This window comes from Cellvibrio sp. GW822-FHT04B05 (genome assembly GCF_058800985.1).
The window spans coordinates 981,211-995,282 of record NZ_JBXAMU010000001.1; the positions used below are offsets into that span (position 1 = coordinate 981,211).

Here is a 14,072-nt window from a genome sequence, read left to right on the forward strand (position 1 = left end):
TTTATAACTCCAATTTTTCGGCGAGAGCTATCGCCATTTTTATATCTTTTGGCTGCGATGATTTGTCACCACCAACTAGCAACACAATAATTTCCAGTCCCGAGCGTTTGAAATAAATTCTGTAGCCCGCGCCATGATGTATACGTAATTCAGACACGCCATTTCCAACAGGTTGGCAGTCACCAAAGTTTCCGTCTTCCATGCGATCGATTCTGACTTGAACCAGTGTTTTGACCTTTCTATCACGGAGGGCGTTGAACCATTTATCAAATTGTTCAGAGGTGAGAATGTTATACATGCTTAGTGTATCCCAAAGTATACATATGTCAATCCTTGATTGAGCGTTGGAGCTGATTATGTGTTGAAGGTTATGAAGCGTTCGATAGATGCACGGCATTATTGCAAATAGTACCAATAAAGAGGCGGCCAAAAAGCCGCCTTACTTTTATCTGCTCTGCTTCTCAACAATCCCCCTAATCCGAAACAACAAATCCCCCAACCCCGCAATTGCCTGCGCAGGCAATTCCACCTCTTGAGTAATTTTCTCGCAAAGTGATTGCAGCAAAACAATCTGCTCTTGCAGTTGAGTCGTGTGCTCTTCTTGTGTTTGCTTCTGAATTTCGTAACCAATACTTTCAAGATGGTCGCCGTCGGGCGAATGAATTTCTATGCAGCTTTGTTGGTAGAATGTGTACTGGAATGGATCGAGCGTGATAACGCATTGGGATTTGGTGACGGGAACGAGATGGGTAATATTATCCATAACAAAATCTCACAGCTTGGGTTAGTAAACCGCCACCACGAGTTGAGAATCATGGAGGCGGACTGAACGGGGTTCTCAACACCGGCCCAAACCAACCCGGCCCACCCGAGGGTGGCCCCGCCCAGCCGCCATAACATAGGCATAGCTGTGCGAGGACACAAAGCTGCGCAGGAACACGCGCCTTGTGCCGATTTGGAGGACGGGTTGAGAATCCCGACAGCGGATTTTGCCGCTGCGGGGGCAGGTTAGTGGAAGGGGTTTTTACTGTCAATCAAACGGCTGAATACTGTTATTCAAAGCGTAATCTGAGAGAAAAATGATCGCTAATACAAATTGCTCATCCGCATACGCACAAGCTAACGATATAATGCCGCTTTTCAACACCACAATAATTCAACAACAAAAATAACCCAGTGAAACCCATGCAAACACCCAAAACTTCCAACTCACCTTTTCGCGTACTTTTTGCCAGCCTGATCGGTACTGCTATCGAATTTTTCGACTTTTATATTTATGCCACGGCTGCTGTGCTGGTGTTCCCCAAGTTGTTTTTCCCGGAAGGCGATGCAACTACTGCGACGTTGCAATCGTTGGCGACCTTTGCGCTCGCGTTTTTTGCGCGGCCAATCGGGTCGGCGTTGTTTGGCCACTATGGTGATCGTATTGGACGCAAAGCTACCTTGGTTGCAGCTTTGATGACGATGGGCATATCCACCGTGTGTATTGGTTTATTGCCTACTTATGAATCCATCGGGATTGCTGCAACGCTGTTGTTGTGTCTGTGCCGCGTAGGTCAAGGGATAGGTTTAGGCGGCGAATGGGGCGGGGCTGTGTTGTTGGCGATTGAGAATGCGCCGGAGAAAAAGCGTGCCTGGTATGGCATGTTTCCACAGCTGGGCGCGCCCATTGGTTTTTTCTGTTCTACCGGTGTGTTTTTATTGTTAACGCATAATTTAAGTGATGCTGATTTTTTTAGTTGGGGATGGCGAATTCCATTTGTGGCGAGTGCGTTATTGGTCATTGTGGGTTTGTATGTGCGCTTGAGTCTGGAGGAGACGCCAGCATTTAAAGAGGCGATTGAAACCGACAAACGCGTGCGTGTTCCTATGCTGACTGTACTGACGCAGCATACGCGAGTGCTGATGCTCGGTGCATTTCTGGCGATAGCGGCATTCGTTGTGTTTTATCTCACCACAGTATTTTCGCTGGGTTGGGGAACGAGTCAATTGGGTTATACCCGGGAAGATTTTTTAATCCTGCAGCTCTACGCTGTGTTTGCGCTCATGTTGACGATTGCGTTGTCTGCACTCGTTGCAGACAAAATTGGCCGTCGCGCGATGTTAATGATTTCTGGCGTAGCGGTTATGTTGTTTGGCTTGAGTTTTTCAGCCCTGCTAAATTCCGGTTCAAGTATCGGGATATTTATTGCGCTGGCGATTGGATTTAGTGTGATGGGTTTAACCTATGGCCCGCTCGGTACGGCGCTTGCTGAAATTTATCCTACCGAAGTTCGTTACACCGGCGCGTCGCTCAGCTTTAATCTGGCGGGAATTATCGGTGCCTCTTTAACGCCCGCGATTGCCAGCTGGTTAGGCACACATTATGGCTTGCCATTTGTGGGTTACTATATTGCAGTGGCCGGTATATTAACGCTTCTTGCGGCTTTTGCTTTGTCAAAGGATTTGGGCACGGGATGAGTGAAGTCATCCATCAACGATATATATAGAAGAAGGCGACCAACAGGTCGCCTTTATTTTATCCGGGGTTTTCCCTGGTGATCCTCATGCATTCAAAACAATAAATCTGCCAATCCCCTGCATCTCACTAAATATTTTTTAAATTTCCTGTCACACTTTGTGGTGCGGATTCGCTATGGTTATAACTTACCTAAGAAACACAAAAATGACAGACAAGGCTTGAGTCTGAAAGGAAAAACCGTTATGGCTTTTTGTTTTGTGGTGAACGATGGAAAGATCAACTCTATTGATATTGTTATGGACAAAAATACGTTAGACAATTTTGATATTCAAATCATCGACCATAACAATGGAGCTAACACATGAATATTTTTTATGGATTTTACAAGTCCTCATCGCACTGCACACCATCATGGGGACAATATGGAAATTTTCTCACACCGCAGAAAAAACTATGCCATCGCTAAAAGTAATTCCATTATTAGTTCTATCGGTTACTGGTTGGTGGTTGCAGCGCTGTATGGATTTATTGCATATGGCAGACTGGTATTGCGGCCGTTTGCATGAAGAAGGTCCTGGTTTTTGATGTGGCGCTCGACACTGTCCTTTGTCCGCAAACAAAGGACAATCTAACTCAGAGTAACGTCTTGGCTACCGCAACAGTTATAAACAACGCCCATGATAGCGCGAGTAATATCCAGGGCAGGCGAGATTGGGTTTGGGTATTTAGGGACACTTCTTTTTCGCTTTCGGGTTTATGTTGCGCTAGCCGGGTTGAAAGCTGCTTTACCTTTTTGACGCGTTTATCCAGATCGCGCGTCTTCTCACTTTGCTGACGCAAAAACATTTCCATTCCGCGCTGGATGCCATTGGCAATTGCTTTGGTCTCTACCGGCGTCTGGCCTTCAGTTTTTATAGTGTTAACGATCTTTAACGCTTCTGCGCGGATATCTCGTGCATCTTTCTTTTGTTTGGTCTTTGGCTGTGAGTTTATGAACGGCTGTGTCATAACAGGATTCCAAAAGTTATTGTTGAAATTTTAACAGGTTTTTTCCAGCGCTATTCCCTTGAGAAATTAGGGCTTTGGCAATACAGATACTCCATGTTGATCATCAGGAAGTGTGCATTTTGGTGCATTGAATGTTGCTGTGCAATCAGGGGTTTAAGGGTTTTGTTTAAATATGCACACCAATATGCGGCAGCGTTAAGCGTTATAAGTGAGGTGGAATAGCGTTCCGGCATTTCAGTTCTCCCCATAAATTATGAAATGTAAATACTACTGTTCGGCCGAATTAAATCTGTTAGTAATGGCGCTGCTTAAATTCATTGAGAGATACATTTTTTTAAGCGTTTTTACGGCCGGAATGCTTTTGGAGATCTGCTATTTCCTTGATGGGTATGGCATTTGCAATAAGGTGTTATTTTAGGGACTTCGTAAGTGGCACTTCCTTTGTTTTTAACGAAAGTTTTTAACGACGGTTATTACGATGTGATTCTAGCGGATGGATACATTCACCATACATGTTGTTTTATATTTGATGGCTTAAGGCAGCAAAATTTTCAGGAAAATGTTGCCTGGCGTTTTCATCTGTGGGTATTTCCATGCTTCAAATCGTTAAACTCGCGCTCAAGCGGCCATATACCTGCGCGGTATTGGCAATATTTTTATTAATTATCGGCACACTTTCGGCACTGCGCATGCCAACGGATATTTTTCCAAACATCCGGATTCCTGTTGTCTCTGTGGCTTGGCAATACAATGGTATGCCTGCTGAACAAATGGCGGGGCGGATTACCACTACTTTCCAACGCGTTCTCACCACTACCGTAAATGATATCGAGCATATTGAGGCAACTTCTTACGCCGGTTACGGAATTGTAAAAATTTTCTTCCAGCCCGGTGTCGATGTTGCCATGGCGAATGCGCAGGTAACGGCTGTTGCGCAAACCATGTTGCGACAATTACCTGTTGGTACCACACCGCCCATTATCCTGAATTATGACGCGTCTACTGTGCCGATCCTGCAAATTGCATTGTCAGGGCAAGGTTTGTCAGAGCAGGAACTGGGTGATTTGGGATTTAATACCTTACGTGTGCGGCTCGTTACTGTACCGGGCGCGTCGGTACCTTGGCCCTACGGTGGTAAGAGTCGCCAGATTCAAATCGATTTAAATCCACAAGCGATACAAGCACGCGGTTTATCCTCAATTGATGTAGCCAACGCTCTGGCGGCACAAAATTTAATTACCCCGGTGGGCACGCAAAAAATTGGCGACCGTGAGTACACCCTACAATTAAATAATGCTGCCGTAACGCTGGATGATCTTGCCAACTTGCCGATTAAAATCGTCGATGGTGCTGCAGTTTATATTCGCGATGTGGCTACCGTGCGCGACGGTAATCCACCGCAAACAAACATTGTGCACGTTGACGGTACTAAATCAGTGTTGATGTCGGTGTTGAAAATCGGCACAACTTCTACGCTCGATATCGTTGAGGGAGTTAAAGCAAAACTGATAGAGCTTAAACCCGGCTTGCCGGAAAACTTGCAGGCAGTTCCTATTAATGACCAATCTGTATTTGTACGTGCTGCAATTAAAGGTGTTGCCGCCGAAGGCGTCATTGCAGCGGTATTGACCAGCTTGATGATTTTGCTGTTCCTCGGTAGCTGGCGCTCTACCACTATCATCGCTACCTCTATTCCTCTGTCTATTTTAGGTGCGATTGCCGCGCTCTATGCGTTTGGCGAAACGCTCAATATTATGACGCTCGGTGGCTTGGCGCTAGCGGTGGGCATCCTTGTGGACGACGCAACGGTAACCATTGAAAACATTAACTGGCATCTTGAACAGGGCAAAGAGGTTGAGCGATCCATCCTGGATGGCGCCGCGCAAATCGTAACGCCGGCGTTTGTTTCCTTGCTGTGTATTTGTATTGTGTTTGTGCCGATGTTTTTTCTCGAAGGTGTACCGCGCTTTTTATTTGTGCCTATGGCGGAGGCGGTAATTTTTGCGATGGTAACTTCGTTTATTTTATCGCGCACACTGGTGCCGGCGATGGCGAATTATTTACTCAAACCGCACTCATCGCATCTGGATGAGGAGGGTAATGCAAAACCCTCGACAAATTCGCTGGTACGATTCCAGCGCAACTTTGAAGCACGCTTCGAACACTTTCGCCATGGTTATCGCAATATTCTGGAGGCGGCGATTGTTCAGCGCAAAAGTTTTGTTATTGTCTTTATGGCATTTGTGGTTTTGTCCTTTGCGTTAATTCCCACTCTTGGTCGTAATTTTTTCCCCGCAGTAGACGGCGGTCAAATCCTGATGAAAGTGCGTTTGCCGATTGGTACCCGCCTTGAAGATTCTGCAATCAAATTTGCCGAGATCCAGGAAACGATTCGCCGCATTATTCCCAAAGATGAAATTGTGACGATGGTAGATAACATCGGCATGCCCAACAGCTCGATCAGTTTGACCTTCAGCAATACCGGCGTAATTGGCTCGCAGGATGGTGATATCCAAATTGCATTGGCGCCCCACCATAAGCCGACAGCTGATTATGTAAAACGCTTGCGGGAAGTATTGCCCAAGGAATTTCCCGGTGCGACCTTTAGTTTTCCACCAGCGGATATCGTCAGCCAGATTTTGAACTTCGGTTCACCGGCACCGATTGATGTGCAGATTCGCGGTAATAATTTAAATGGTAATTTTGATTACGCCGCTGACTTGCTTAAGCGTATTCGCGAGGTGCCCGGTGTAGCGGATGCACGGATTCAGCAAACACGCCAATCGCCAGTACTGAGAGTGGATGTTGATCGCACCCGCGCGCAAGAAATGGGACTTACTATTCGCGATGTCACCAACAATATGGTGGTGAACCTGAGTGGTAGCAGTCAGGCTGCGCCGACTTTCTGGCTCAATCCTGCCAATAGCGTGTCTTACCCGATTGTGATGCAAACGCCGCAGTATTTACTCGACTCATTACCTGCACTGGAAAATTTGCCCATCAATAGCACCACTAGCGATGGCAATATGCAATTAGGTGGCCTCGCCACTATTGGTCGCGGCATGGCACCGGGTGTGATCAGCCAATACGATATCCAAACCATGGTGCAAATTCACATGGCCACCCAGGATCGCGATTTGGGTGCGGTCGCTGCGGATATCCGCAAAATACTGAAAGAAACCGAAGCGGATGTGCCGAAAGGATCAACGGTTAATTTGCTCGGGCAAATATCCACCATGGAAAAATCCTTCAACGGTTTGCTGTTCGGTCTGCTGGGTGCGATTGTATTGATTTATTTATTACTGGTTATTAATTTCCAATCCTGGAGTGATCCGTTCGTGGTGATCAGTGCATTGCCAGCAGCGATTGCGGGAATTATCTGGATATTGTTTGTCACCTTTACACCGCTCTCGGTACCGGCATTAACCGGTGCAATTATGTGTATGGGTGTAGCCACAGCAAACAGTGTGTTGATAATCAGTTTTGCGCGCTCAAAACTTGAAGAATTGCAGGATGCTACCGCTGCTGCGATCGAAGCGGGTTATATGCGTTTCCGTCCGGTATTAATGACAGCACTGGCGATGATTATCGGCATGGCACCTATGGCGCTTGGGCTTGGTGAAGGCGGCGAACAAAATGCGCCGCTGGGGCGCGCTGTAATCGGCGGATTATTATTTGCGACAGTTACCACCCTGGTTTTTGTACCGGTGGTGTTCAGTATTATTCATGCTCGTTACCATCAATCGAGCGAGAGAGACGTTATCAGTGGAGAAGTACATGCCTAATTCATCAGAGACAAATCGCACCCTGCGCACCAGTGGTATTGTTGTTGGTGTCGTTGCTGTGGCGTTAGTCGCATTTGGTTTATCGATGCGCGCGCACAGTAGCAAAAATTTAACTGAGTGGACGGCAGAGCAGGCGATAACCACTGTTGCAGTTGTCACTCCTGCCAAAAGTGATGGTAATCGCGTGCTTGAATTGCCCGGTCGCTTTGAAGCTTTTGCCACCGCACCTATTTATGCGCGCGTGCCTGGTTACTTAAAAAGCTGGCAAGTGGATATAGGTGCGACTGTGAATGCAGGGCAAGTACTGGGAGAAATTGAAACACCGGATCTTGATCAGCAATTGCTGCAAGCGCACGCTGATATGGAAAGCGCAAAAGCCAATTTGGGTTTATCGGAATCCACTCTTAAGCGGATGCAGTCATTGTTGGCAAGCAAAGTTATTTCGCAACAGGAGTATGAAAATCGCGCGAGTGATTTTGAAGCTAAGCAAGCTCAGTACCAATCCACCAAAGCGAATTTTGAGCGTTTACAAGTCAACAAACGTTTTGCACGTATCACTGCACCCTTTGATGGAATTGTGACCGAGCGTAATACGGATATAGGTGCGTTAATCAACATCGGCAGCAGCGCCAGTCCACCGCTGTTTACTATTTCAGATGCGAGCAAATTGCGCTTGTATGTGAATGTACCGCAAAATTATTCATCTATTATCAAAAATGGCGATGAAGCAAATATTACTGTACCTGAACATCAAGGCAAAACATTCAAAGCGACTGTTGCCGCCTCATCCGGCGCGATTGATGTGGGAACCAGCACGGCACGTTTGCAATTAACGTTGGATAATGCGTCCGGCGAGCTTTTACCCGGCAGTTATGCGCGTGTGAGCTTTGCAGTACAAAGTGTTGCAGAAACCCTTAGCATTCCCGCAAGCGCGTTGATTTTCAACGCAGCGGGTTTGCAAGTGGCGACTGTTGGAAAAGATAGTAAAGTTACACTCAAACCCATCAGTATTACGCGCGACTTGGGCAAGTCATTGGAGATAAGTGGATTGCTGGCGCAAGACAAAGTAATCGACAATCCGCCTGATGGTATTAGCAATGGCGAAGCCGTAAGCATTAAAGCTGCGAAAGAACCGAGCTAATAAAAAGGCCGAGTTAAAAGATAAACAGAATTATTCAAGCAGTCTGCATCCCGACTCAGCTCGGGGTGCAGAAAGTGGCTCCAGGAATTTAAAAATAGTATTTCCCGCTAAATAAAAATCTCCATTTCTTCGCCGATTTTCCTGCGCATCTCCATTAATTTAATTGCTGTTCCATGTTGCTGTTTGTCTTCATCCGTTTGTGGAATCCATTCGGGGACTTTCACCGGTTGGCCGGATTCATCCACGGCAACCATGATGACGATACAGTGGGTAGTAAGGCGTCGGTTCAGGGATTTTGGATCGCAAGCATTTACCTCAATGGCGATATGCATGGAGGACTTGCCGGTATAGATAATCTTTGCGGCAACTTCGACCAGATTGCCGACGTGGATTGGCGATACAAAACGAATCCCGCCGGCATAGGCGGTAACGCAGTAGCGGCTGCTCCAGCCTGCTGAGCATGCGTAAGCGGCGAGGTCGATCCATTTCATCACCGCACCTCCGTGAACCTTCCCACCAAAATTGACATCTTGTGGTTCGGCCAGAAAACGCAGGGTGATATCTCGTTGGGGGCTGCTCATGGGTACCTCGATATTGCGTAAGGTTGGTAGATAGTGTCAGTCAGAGAATAGGGCAGTTTGTAGAGAATATGGAAGTGTGGCGATTTATTCCGGCTAATTTTGCCTGCAAAGGGGCTTTATAGCGAGTCAATCTCACTTGTGCCAACATGGCACGCTCCTCATCCTGCTCCCAAGCGTTGCTTGAGATTGCGATCATTCCGCACGGCCATTTACAGCCCCTTCCTGCTTGGGAAGGTGTTACTGGTTCTGCAGTTGATGGGGTTAAGTTCGAATGACGTCAATCAGTGCGGCAGCTTCTTTATCACCCAAGCCCGCATCATTAGCACGTTTGAATAAATCAGCAATAAAAGTGGGTATTTCTGTGTTGACATTTGCCTGAACAGAAGATTGTAAAATTCGCTCGGTGGCAACCACAGAGATACGCATCGGGCTTTCACTAATAGTGAAGTCATTTGATTGAATAACCTCACCTTCATGTTGAAAAAATTCTCCAAAACTGGGTGAAATTTCCTTCACAATTTTTCCATATTGCGCCACATCCAATCCGGCGACTTCCACCATACGCGCACCGTGGATGAAGCCAATCATCGCACCGTAAACATAAGAAAGTGTTGCTGCATCAACTGTCGCTGCAGCATCAATTTTGCTTCCAAGATAAATGATATTACCTGCGAGTATATTTAAGAGCGATTCAGCCATGCGAAATACTTTTTCATCACCCGACAATAGTATGGGGGTATTTTCTTGCCCCATTTGACTTGGTGCTGCCTGTATTGCGCCATCAAGATAATTCAAGTTGTACATACTTGCCCAAGCCAGGGATTCGCGTGCATCCTCTGCAGTGCCGGTAGTTAATTGCACAAGTATTCGCTGTGCCAGCTTCGGTGCAGGTTCAAAATTTTGCAAAATTTCGGTTGCCGCTGCGTAATCAAAGACACAAATCACTGTAATCGGACTTGCTGCTATGGCTGCGGTAATTGATGGCGCAAATACTGCCCCTTGTTCTATTAAGCTACCTGCTTTATCACGGCTCCGATTCCATAAGGTAACTTGCAGGCCTTGCTCGATAAAAAGTTTTGCAATAGTAACGCCCATTGCACCTAATCCAACTACGCTCACATCGCTCATAAAAATTCTCCAATCCAGTTAATGTGAAGGTAAAATACAAATTGCTATTACTCATCGTCAAGTACCTACTTTTTTGTAAGGTACCTACTAAAAGGTAAGAAATATATGGCAGAAAAACCATACAACTGTGGTATTGGACCGGCGTTTGAAGTAATTGGAGGAAAGTGGAAAGCTGTTATTTTGTGGGAATTAAATAATCATGTTCGTCGCTTTGGTGAATTAAAACGTTTGGTGCAAGGCATTAGTGAAAAAATGCTGATTCAGCAATTGCGTGACCTTGAGCAAGATGGGCTTATTGTGCGAAAAATGTTTAATGAAGTGCCGCCTCGGGTTGAATATTCAACAACTCCTTTGGGCGACTCATTGAATCTTGCATTAGGACCATTGGCCGATTGGGGAGAGCGTTATAGTAAAAAAAATGGTACCGTTCCGGCATCATATTAGCTAAATAATGTTGCATCGTTTGTCGCTTCTTTTAGGATATATTTTCATATGCCCCTTAGCTTATCGCTCATGGCTGCGACATACCCGTTCAATATTGTCGCTTAAACTGGAAATAGCCCCCAGCGTATTCGAGTAGTAATGATGGCGACGTATATTTTGTCACCCATTCTATTATGATTAATAGTTCTTACCCATTTATTATCAAGAGCAAATGTGAATAAAGTAGGATTCGGTGATCTTTGATCGAACTTATTTGCAGATTCAAGGTTCTATTAGATAACCAAAGGAGAAATTATATGCAAATCACCACCATTCAATTACCGGAATTATTTACCCAATTAGGTTTGGCGAATAGCGATTTAGCGATCGCTCGCTTTGTGAAGGCACATTCCTTGCCGGAAGGGGTGCCTTTGCCTGAGGCTGATTTTTGGACCGATGGACAAAGACAATTCTTGCGCGAAAGTTGGCAACAGGATTCAGATTGGTGTGTCGCTGTTGATAAGTTGGATGCTTTATTGCGTCATTGATTTTTTACGCTTGAAAAAACAGGTGCTGGTCATTGATTGGCCATCGTCTTCTATTTAATTAGATCCTGCAAAAATTTCTCCAGTCTTATAATTTGTCATAAACCGATATTTACTATCTCTGTCTTATAGGGACTTTATTGTCTTGCGTGGAAAGTGGCAATTGCCGGGATTTGACTTAAAGTAAATCCTATCTCGGCCGACACTTTGTACATACGTAGAACAGGATAGTAACATGGTCATTTTTAATAAAGAGTTAAAACAAGAACTTGAGGGCGTGCGGGATGAGCTGTCGTCTCTGTTGCAGGTTCGTGAGAGTTTGGAAAGTGAAATGCTCGCCCTTTATCTGGATTCGAAAGGAGTTATTGAATCTGTTAATGCCAATTTTGAAAAGGAGATGGCATATCGACGGGATGAAGTCGTCGGCCGTCACTTAACCGATCTTGTTCCTGCCCACGCAAAAAACTCTGAGCATTTCATTCGAATGACTGCTGCCATCAAACAGGGAGAACATTGGGCCGGCGCTTTGCAAATTCTGCGTGGGATCAAAAAAGAAGCCTGGTTGCGCGTAATCATCCAGCCGGTAAGGGATAGCAACAACAGCATCAAGCATATCTCAATTTATGGCAGTGATTTAACCTGCACTATTGAAACTTCACGCGAGCATGAAAATATTATTGCTGCACTACAGCGCTCCACCGCTGTAATTGAGTTTGATCTTTCCGGTATTGTGCTCACTGCCAATGATCGTTTTCTTAAATCCATGGGCTACACGATAGACCAAATCAAAAATAAACATCACCGGATTTTTTGTGAACCGGAAGAATATAATTCGCATGCTTATCAAGCGTTTTGGGAAAAATTAAAACATGGCGAATTTATCGCTGACCGTTTTAAACGCCTCGATAGTCGTGGCCGGGTTGTGTGGTTAGAGGCATCTTACAATCCAATCATCGATGCTTACGGCAACCTTTATAAAGTGGTGAAATTTGCCACAATTATCACTGATCAGGTAAATCACGAATTGGCGGTTGCCGATGCGGCAGATATTGCTTTCAAAGCATCACAATCAACGGATTCCAGCGCGCAAAAAGGCAGTGGTGTCGTGCAGCAAACCGTTAAGGTAATGCATGAGCTGGCTCATCAAATGGATTTGGCGGCGGAAGGTATATCTGCGCTGGATAAACAGTCGCAAATTATCGGCACCATCATAAAAAGTATCAGTAGTATTGCAGATCAAACCAATTTGCTTGCGCTGAATGCGGCGATTGAAGCTGCGCGCGCTGGTGATCAGGGGCGGGGGTTTTCTGTTGTTGCTGACGAGGTGCGCCAATTAGCCTTGCGCACCAGCCAGGCAACCAAAGAAATTGTCGATGTGGTTTTGCAAAATCAGAAACTGGCCGAGCAAGCTGTATCGACTATTGATAGTGGAAAGCAGCAAGCCCAAAAAGGCCTGGAGCTGGCGGGCGATGCTGGCGAAGTGATTGTTGAAATTCAGGAAAGTGCACAGCGGGTAGTTAATGCGGTTGGGCAATTTACTAATCGATTGAGTGTTTAATTCGTCGATTTATTATTCGTTGGCATCGGTTAAACACACTGGCGCATGATGGTAATGCGCCTGCTGTTAGTCATAAATTTGTTTTTTCTTCCATTTGGCATTTTCATCATCGAATTGCTTCCATTCTTTGCTATTACCGCCCTCGGTGGTAGATTTGTTTTGTGCTGCGGCAGCGGCCTCTTTATCTTCCGCGCCTTCCGGTAATGCATCGGCTTTTTCTTGCAGTTTGGCTATTACCGCGTCTAGTTGGGCAATTTGTTTATCAAAGCCGCGTCCGTTGTTTTCAGCAGCCAATGTTTTACGTGCAAGGGTGTAATAGTGCACTGCCAGCCGAACTTTCCCTACCTGTTGTGATTGCCGGGCGTTAAAGATGTGCCCATCAACCGACATTTGCAGGACCAAACGATTGATTTGGTCGGTGTAGGCTTCTGTCTGCACTTGGTTAATCGTTTTTAAGGATGATTGTTGCATGACAAATTTATAAAGCTCCTGCAGTAATTGATGGGCTTCTTTTATTTGTTTCGGGTTATCCAGACGTACTTTGGAGTGTTGGCCGTTGTCTTTTTGGGTGGCAATTAAATTGGAGTAGAGGCTAAATTGCTCCGCGTGAGTCGGGTCTTTGGGGTCAAGGCGCGCGAGTTGCTCACAACAATCGACCAATGCACGGTAGAGCAGGGTCGTCAAGTCGTGGGATAAAAAGCCTGCAGGAAAACCGGTAGCCAGATCACGAAAAGAATTGCGGCGGGCACGCAACGCGGTAATCAAGCGTTGACGTTGGTTGCGTCGCTTTTCAATTGAATGAGATAAGAATAAATATCCAGCCAATAAAATCAGTAATAGAAATACTATGGCGATAACATAGGCAGACATAATGGTTTAAAAGCCTTATCGGTTAAATGCTGGACATATTGATAGATCAAGTATAGCACCGAAAAAAATGGCGCCAGAATTTGTGTATTACTTGCGGTATAAAAGCGCTAAGTGCTTGTTTCCACTCCGATAAAAAAAGAATTAAAAGTGTTGACACAAACGGCACCTGTCCCTAGAATGCGCCCCACTTCTGACGCAGACATCAACTCGAAAGAGCTGGTAAAAAACGTGAGATGGTCCGGGTCCCCTTCGTCTAGTGGCCTAGGACACCGCCCTTTCACGGCGGTAACAGGGGTTCGAGTCCCCTAGGGGACGCCACATTTAGCGGGAATAGCTCAGTTGGTAGAGCATAACCTTGCCAAGGTTAGGGTCGCGAGTTCGAGTCTCGTTTCCCGCTCCAACTTCTCTCGCCAAGGGAAGTTAACGCAGTAAAGATCACGTTTTAATCTGTTAGTGAAGTACGTTTTATCGTTGTCACCCAGGCAACTTTCAAATGTCCCCTTCGTCTAGTGGCCTAGGACACCGCCCTTTCACGGCGGTAACAGGGGTTCGAGTCCCCTAGGGGACGCCAC

Annotated in this window: 13 protein-coding genes and 3 tRNA genes; 10 read left to right on the forward strand and 6 right to left on the reverse strand. The window is 45.9% G+C overall.

Annotated elements, in window-relative coordinates; translation table 11 throughout:
* Window position 1 precedes the first annotated feature (1 nt).
* Together AC1RJL_RS04000 and AC1RJL_RS04005 are read right to left on the reverse strand one after the other, a co-directional pair.
* Window positions 2-298, reverse strand: a complete 297-nt coding sequence (locus AC1RJL_RS04000; protein ID WP_492911449.1) for a type II toxin-antitoxin system RelE/ParE family toxin — start codon at window positions 296-298, stop codon at window positions 2-4.
* Between the two features lie 147 nt (window positions 299-445).
* The gene (locus AC1RJL_RS04005) at window positions 446-763 is read right to left on the reverse strand and encodes a hypothetical protein (protein WP_492911450.1); all 318 of its coding nucleotides are present in this window, start codon (window positions 761-763) and stop codon (window positions 446-448) included.
* Window positions 764-1,185: 422 nt separating this feature from the next.
* Between AC1RJL_RS04005 and AC1RJL_RS04010 the strand changes: the two genes are divergently transcribed.
* Window positions 1,186-2,460 carry an MFS transporter gene (locus AC1RJL_RS04010; RefSeq protein ID WP_492911451.1) on the forward strand — a complete coding sequence of 425 codons (1,275 nt, stop codon included), beginning with the start codon at window positions 1,186-1,188 and terminating at the stop codon, window positions 2,458-2,460.
* A gap of 349 nt (window positions 2,461-2,809) precedes the next feature.
* Entirely contained in the window at window positions 2,810-3,046 is a 237-nt protein-coding gene (locus AC1RJL_RS04015; RefSeq protein WP_492911452.1) for a hypothetical protein, read from the forward strand.
* 48 nt (window positions 3,047-3,094) lie between these two features.
* Here AC1RJL_RS04015 and AC1RJL_RS04020 read toward each other — a convergent pair whose 3' ends face one another.
* A complete protein-coding gene (locus AC1RJL_RS04020) occupies window positions 3,095-3,469 on the reverse strand; it encodes a DUF2956 family protein (RefSeq protein WP_492911453.1) in 375 nt (124 codons plus the stop codon).
* Between the two features lie 593 nt (window positions 3,470-4,062).
* On the opposite strand from AC1RJL_RS04020, the gene AC1RJL_RS04025 reads away from it, so the two are divergent.
* Together AC1RJL_RS04025 and AC1RJL_RS04030 are read left to right on the forward strand one after the other, a co-directional pair.
* A complete protein-coding gene (locus tag AC1RJL_RS04025; protein WP_492911454.1) occupies window positions 4,063-7,254 on the forward strand; it encodes an efflux RND transporter permease subunit in 3,192 nt (1,063 codons plus the stop codon).
* Complete coding sequence (locus AC1RJL_RS04030; RefSeq protein ID WP_492911455.1) at window positions 7,247-8,395, forward strand: efflux RND transporter periplasmic adaptor subunit; 1,149 nt, start codon at window positions 7,247-7,249, stop codon at window positions 8,393-8,395. The genes AC1RJL_RS04025 and AC1RJL_RS04030 overlap by 8 nt, the downstream gene beginning before the upstream one ends.
* Before the next feature lie 107 nt (window positions 8,396-8,502).
* On the opposite strand, the gene AC1RJL_RS04035 is transcribed toward AC1RJL_RS04030, so the two are convergent.
* Entirely contained in the window at window positions 8,503-8,976 is a 474-nt protein-coding gene (locus AC1RJL_RS04035; protein WP_492911456.1) for an acyl-CoA thioesterase, read from the reverse strand.
* A gap of 261 nt (window positions 8,977-9,237) precedes the next feature.
* On the reverse strand, window positions 9,238-10,104 hold the full coding sequence (locus AC1RJL_RS04040) for an NAD(P)-dependent oxidoreductase (protein WP_492911457.1): 867 nt from the start codon (window positions 10,102-10,104) through the stop codon (window positions 9,238-9,240).
* A gap of 105 nt (window positions 10,105-10,209) precedes the next feature.
* Between AC1RJL_RS04040 and AC1RJL_RS04045 the strand changes: the two genes are divergently transcribed.
* From AC1RJL_RS04045 to AC1RJL_RS04055, 3 genes are all read left to right on the forward strand, one after another.
* The gene (locus tag AC1RJL_RS04045) at window positions 10,210-10,548 is read left to right on the forward strand and encodes a winged helix-turn-helix transcriptional regulator (RefSeq protein WP_492911458.1); all 339 of its coding nucleotides are present in this window, start codon (window positions 10,210-10,212) and stop codon (window positions 10,546-10,548) included.
* A 296-nt stretch (window positions 10,549-10,844) separates the two neighbouring features.
* A complete protein-coding gene (locus AC1RJL_RS04050) occupies window positions 10,845-11,075 on the forward strand; it encodes a DUF2789 domain-containing protein (protein WP_492911459.1) in 231 nt (76 codons plus the stop codon).
* Window positions 11,076-11,307: 232 nt separating this feature from the next.
* Window positions 11,308-12,630 carry a methyl-accepting chemotaxis protein gene (locus AC1RJL_RS04055; protein WP_492911460.1) on the forward strand — a complete coding sequence of 441 codons (1,323 nt, stop codon included), beginning with the start codon at window positions 11,308-11,310 and terminating at the stop codon, window positions 12,628-12,630.
* Between the two features lie 66 nt (window positions 12,631-12,696).
* Here the strand turns inward: AC1RJL_RS04055 and AC1RJL_RS04060 are convergent, their stop codons facing one another.
* The gene (locus AC1RJL_RS04060; RefSeq protein ID WP_492911461.1) at window positions 12,697-13,500 is read right to left on the reverse strand and encodes a hypothetical protein; all 804 of its coding nucleotides are present in this window, start codon (window positions 13,498-13,500) and stop codon (window positions 12,697-12,699) included.
* Window positions 13,501-13,742: 242 nt separating this feature from the next.
* Here AC1RJL_RS04060 and AC1RJL_RS04065 point away from each other — a divergent pair.
* The 3 genes from AC1RJL_RS04065 (at window position 13,743) to AC1RJL_RS04075 (ending at window position 14,071) form a co-directional block, all read left to right on the forward strand.
* Window positions 13,743-13,818 (forward strand) — tRNA-Glu (locus AC1RJL_RS04065).
* 6 nt (window positions 13,819-13,824) lie between these two features.
* A tRNA-Gly gene (locus tag AC1RJL_RS04070) sits at window positions 13,825-13,900 on the forward strand.
* Between the two features lie 95 nt (window positions 13,901-13,995).
* Window positions 13,996-14,071, forward strand: a tRNA-Glu gene (locus tag AC1RJL_RS04075).
* Window position 14,072: the final 1 nt, after the last annotated feature.

What these genes read in the sequence shown, in the direction of transcription:
- AC1RJL_RS04010 (WP_492911451.1), top strand. Translation starts at nt 1,186, where the DNA reads ATGCAAACACCCAAAACTTCCAACTCACCTTTTCGCGTACTTTTTGCC.
- AC1RJL_RS04025 (WP_492911454.1), top strand. Translation starts at nt 4,063, where the DNA reads ATGCTTCAAATCGTTAAACTCGCGCTCAAGCGGCCATATACCTGCGCG.
- AC1RJL_RS04050 (WP_492911459.1), top strand. Translation starts at nt 10,845, where the DNA reads ATGCAAATCACCACCATTCAATTACCGGAATTATTTACCCAATTAGGT.
- AC1RJL_RS04030 (WP_492911455.1), top strand. Translation starts at nt 7,247, where the DNA reads ATGCCTAATTCATCAGAGACAAATCGCACCCTGCGCACCAGTGGTATT.
- AC1RJL_RS04015 (WP_492911452.1), top strand. Translation starts at nt 2,810, where the DNA reads ATGGAGCTAACACATGAATATTTTTTATGGATTTTACAAGTCCTCATC.
- AC1RJL_RS04035 (WP_492911456.1), bottom strand. Translation starts at nt 8,976, where the DNA reads ATGAGCAGCCCCCAACGAGATATCACCCTGCGTTTTCTGGCCGAACCA.
- AC1RJL_RS04000 (WP_492911449.1), bottom strand. Translation starts at nt 298, where the DNA reads ATGTATAACATTCTCACCTCTGAACAATTTGATAAATGGTTCAACGCC.
- AC1RJL_RS04005 (WP_492911450.1), bottom strand. Translation starts at nt 763, where the DNA reads ATGGATAATATTACCCATCTCGTTCCCGTCACCAAATCCCAATGCGTT.
- AC1RJL_RS04045 (WP_492911458.1), top strand. Translation starts at nt 10,210, where the DNA reads ATGGCAGAAAAACCATACAACTGTGGTATTGGACCGGCGTTTGAAGTA.
- AC1RJL_RS04020 (WP_492911453.1), bottom strand. Translation starts at nt 3,469, where the DNA reads ATGACACAGCCGTTCATAAACTCACAGCCAAAGACCAAACAAAAGAAA.
- AC1RJL_RS04055 (WP_492911460.1), top strand. Translation starts at nt 11,308, where the DNA reads ATGGTCATTTTTAATAAAGAGTTAAAACAAGAACTTGAGGGCGTGCGG.
- AC1RJL_RS04060 (WP_492911461.1), bottom strand. Translation starts at nt 13,500, where the DNA reads ATGTCTGCCTATGTTATCGCCATAGTATTTCTATTACTGATTTTATTG.
- AC1RJL_RS04040 (WP_492911457.1), bottom strand. Translation starts at nt 10,104, where the DNA reads ATGAGCGATGTGAGCGTAGTTGGATTAGGTGCAATGGGCGTTACTATT.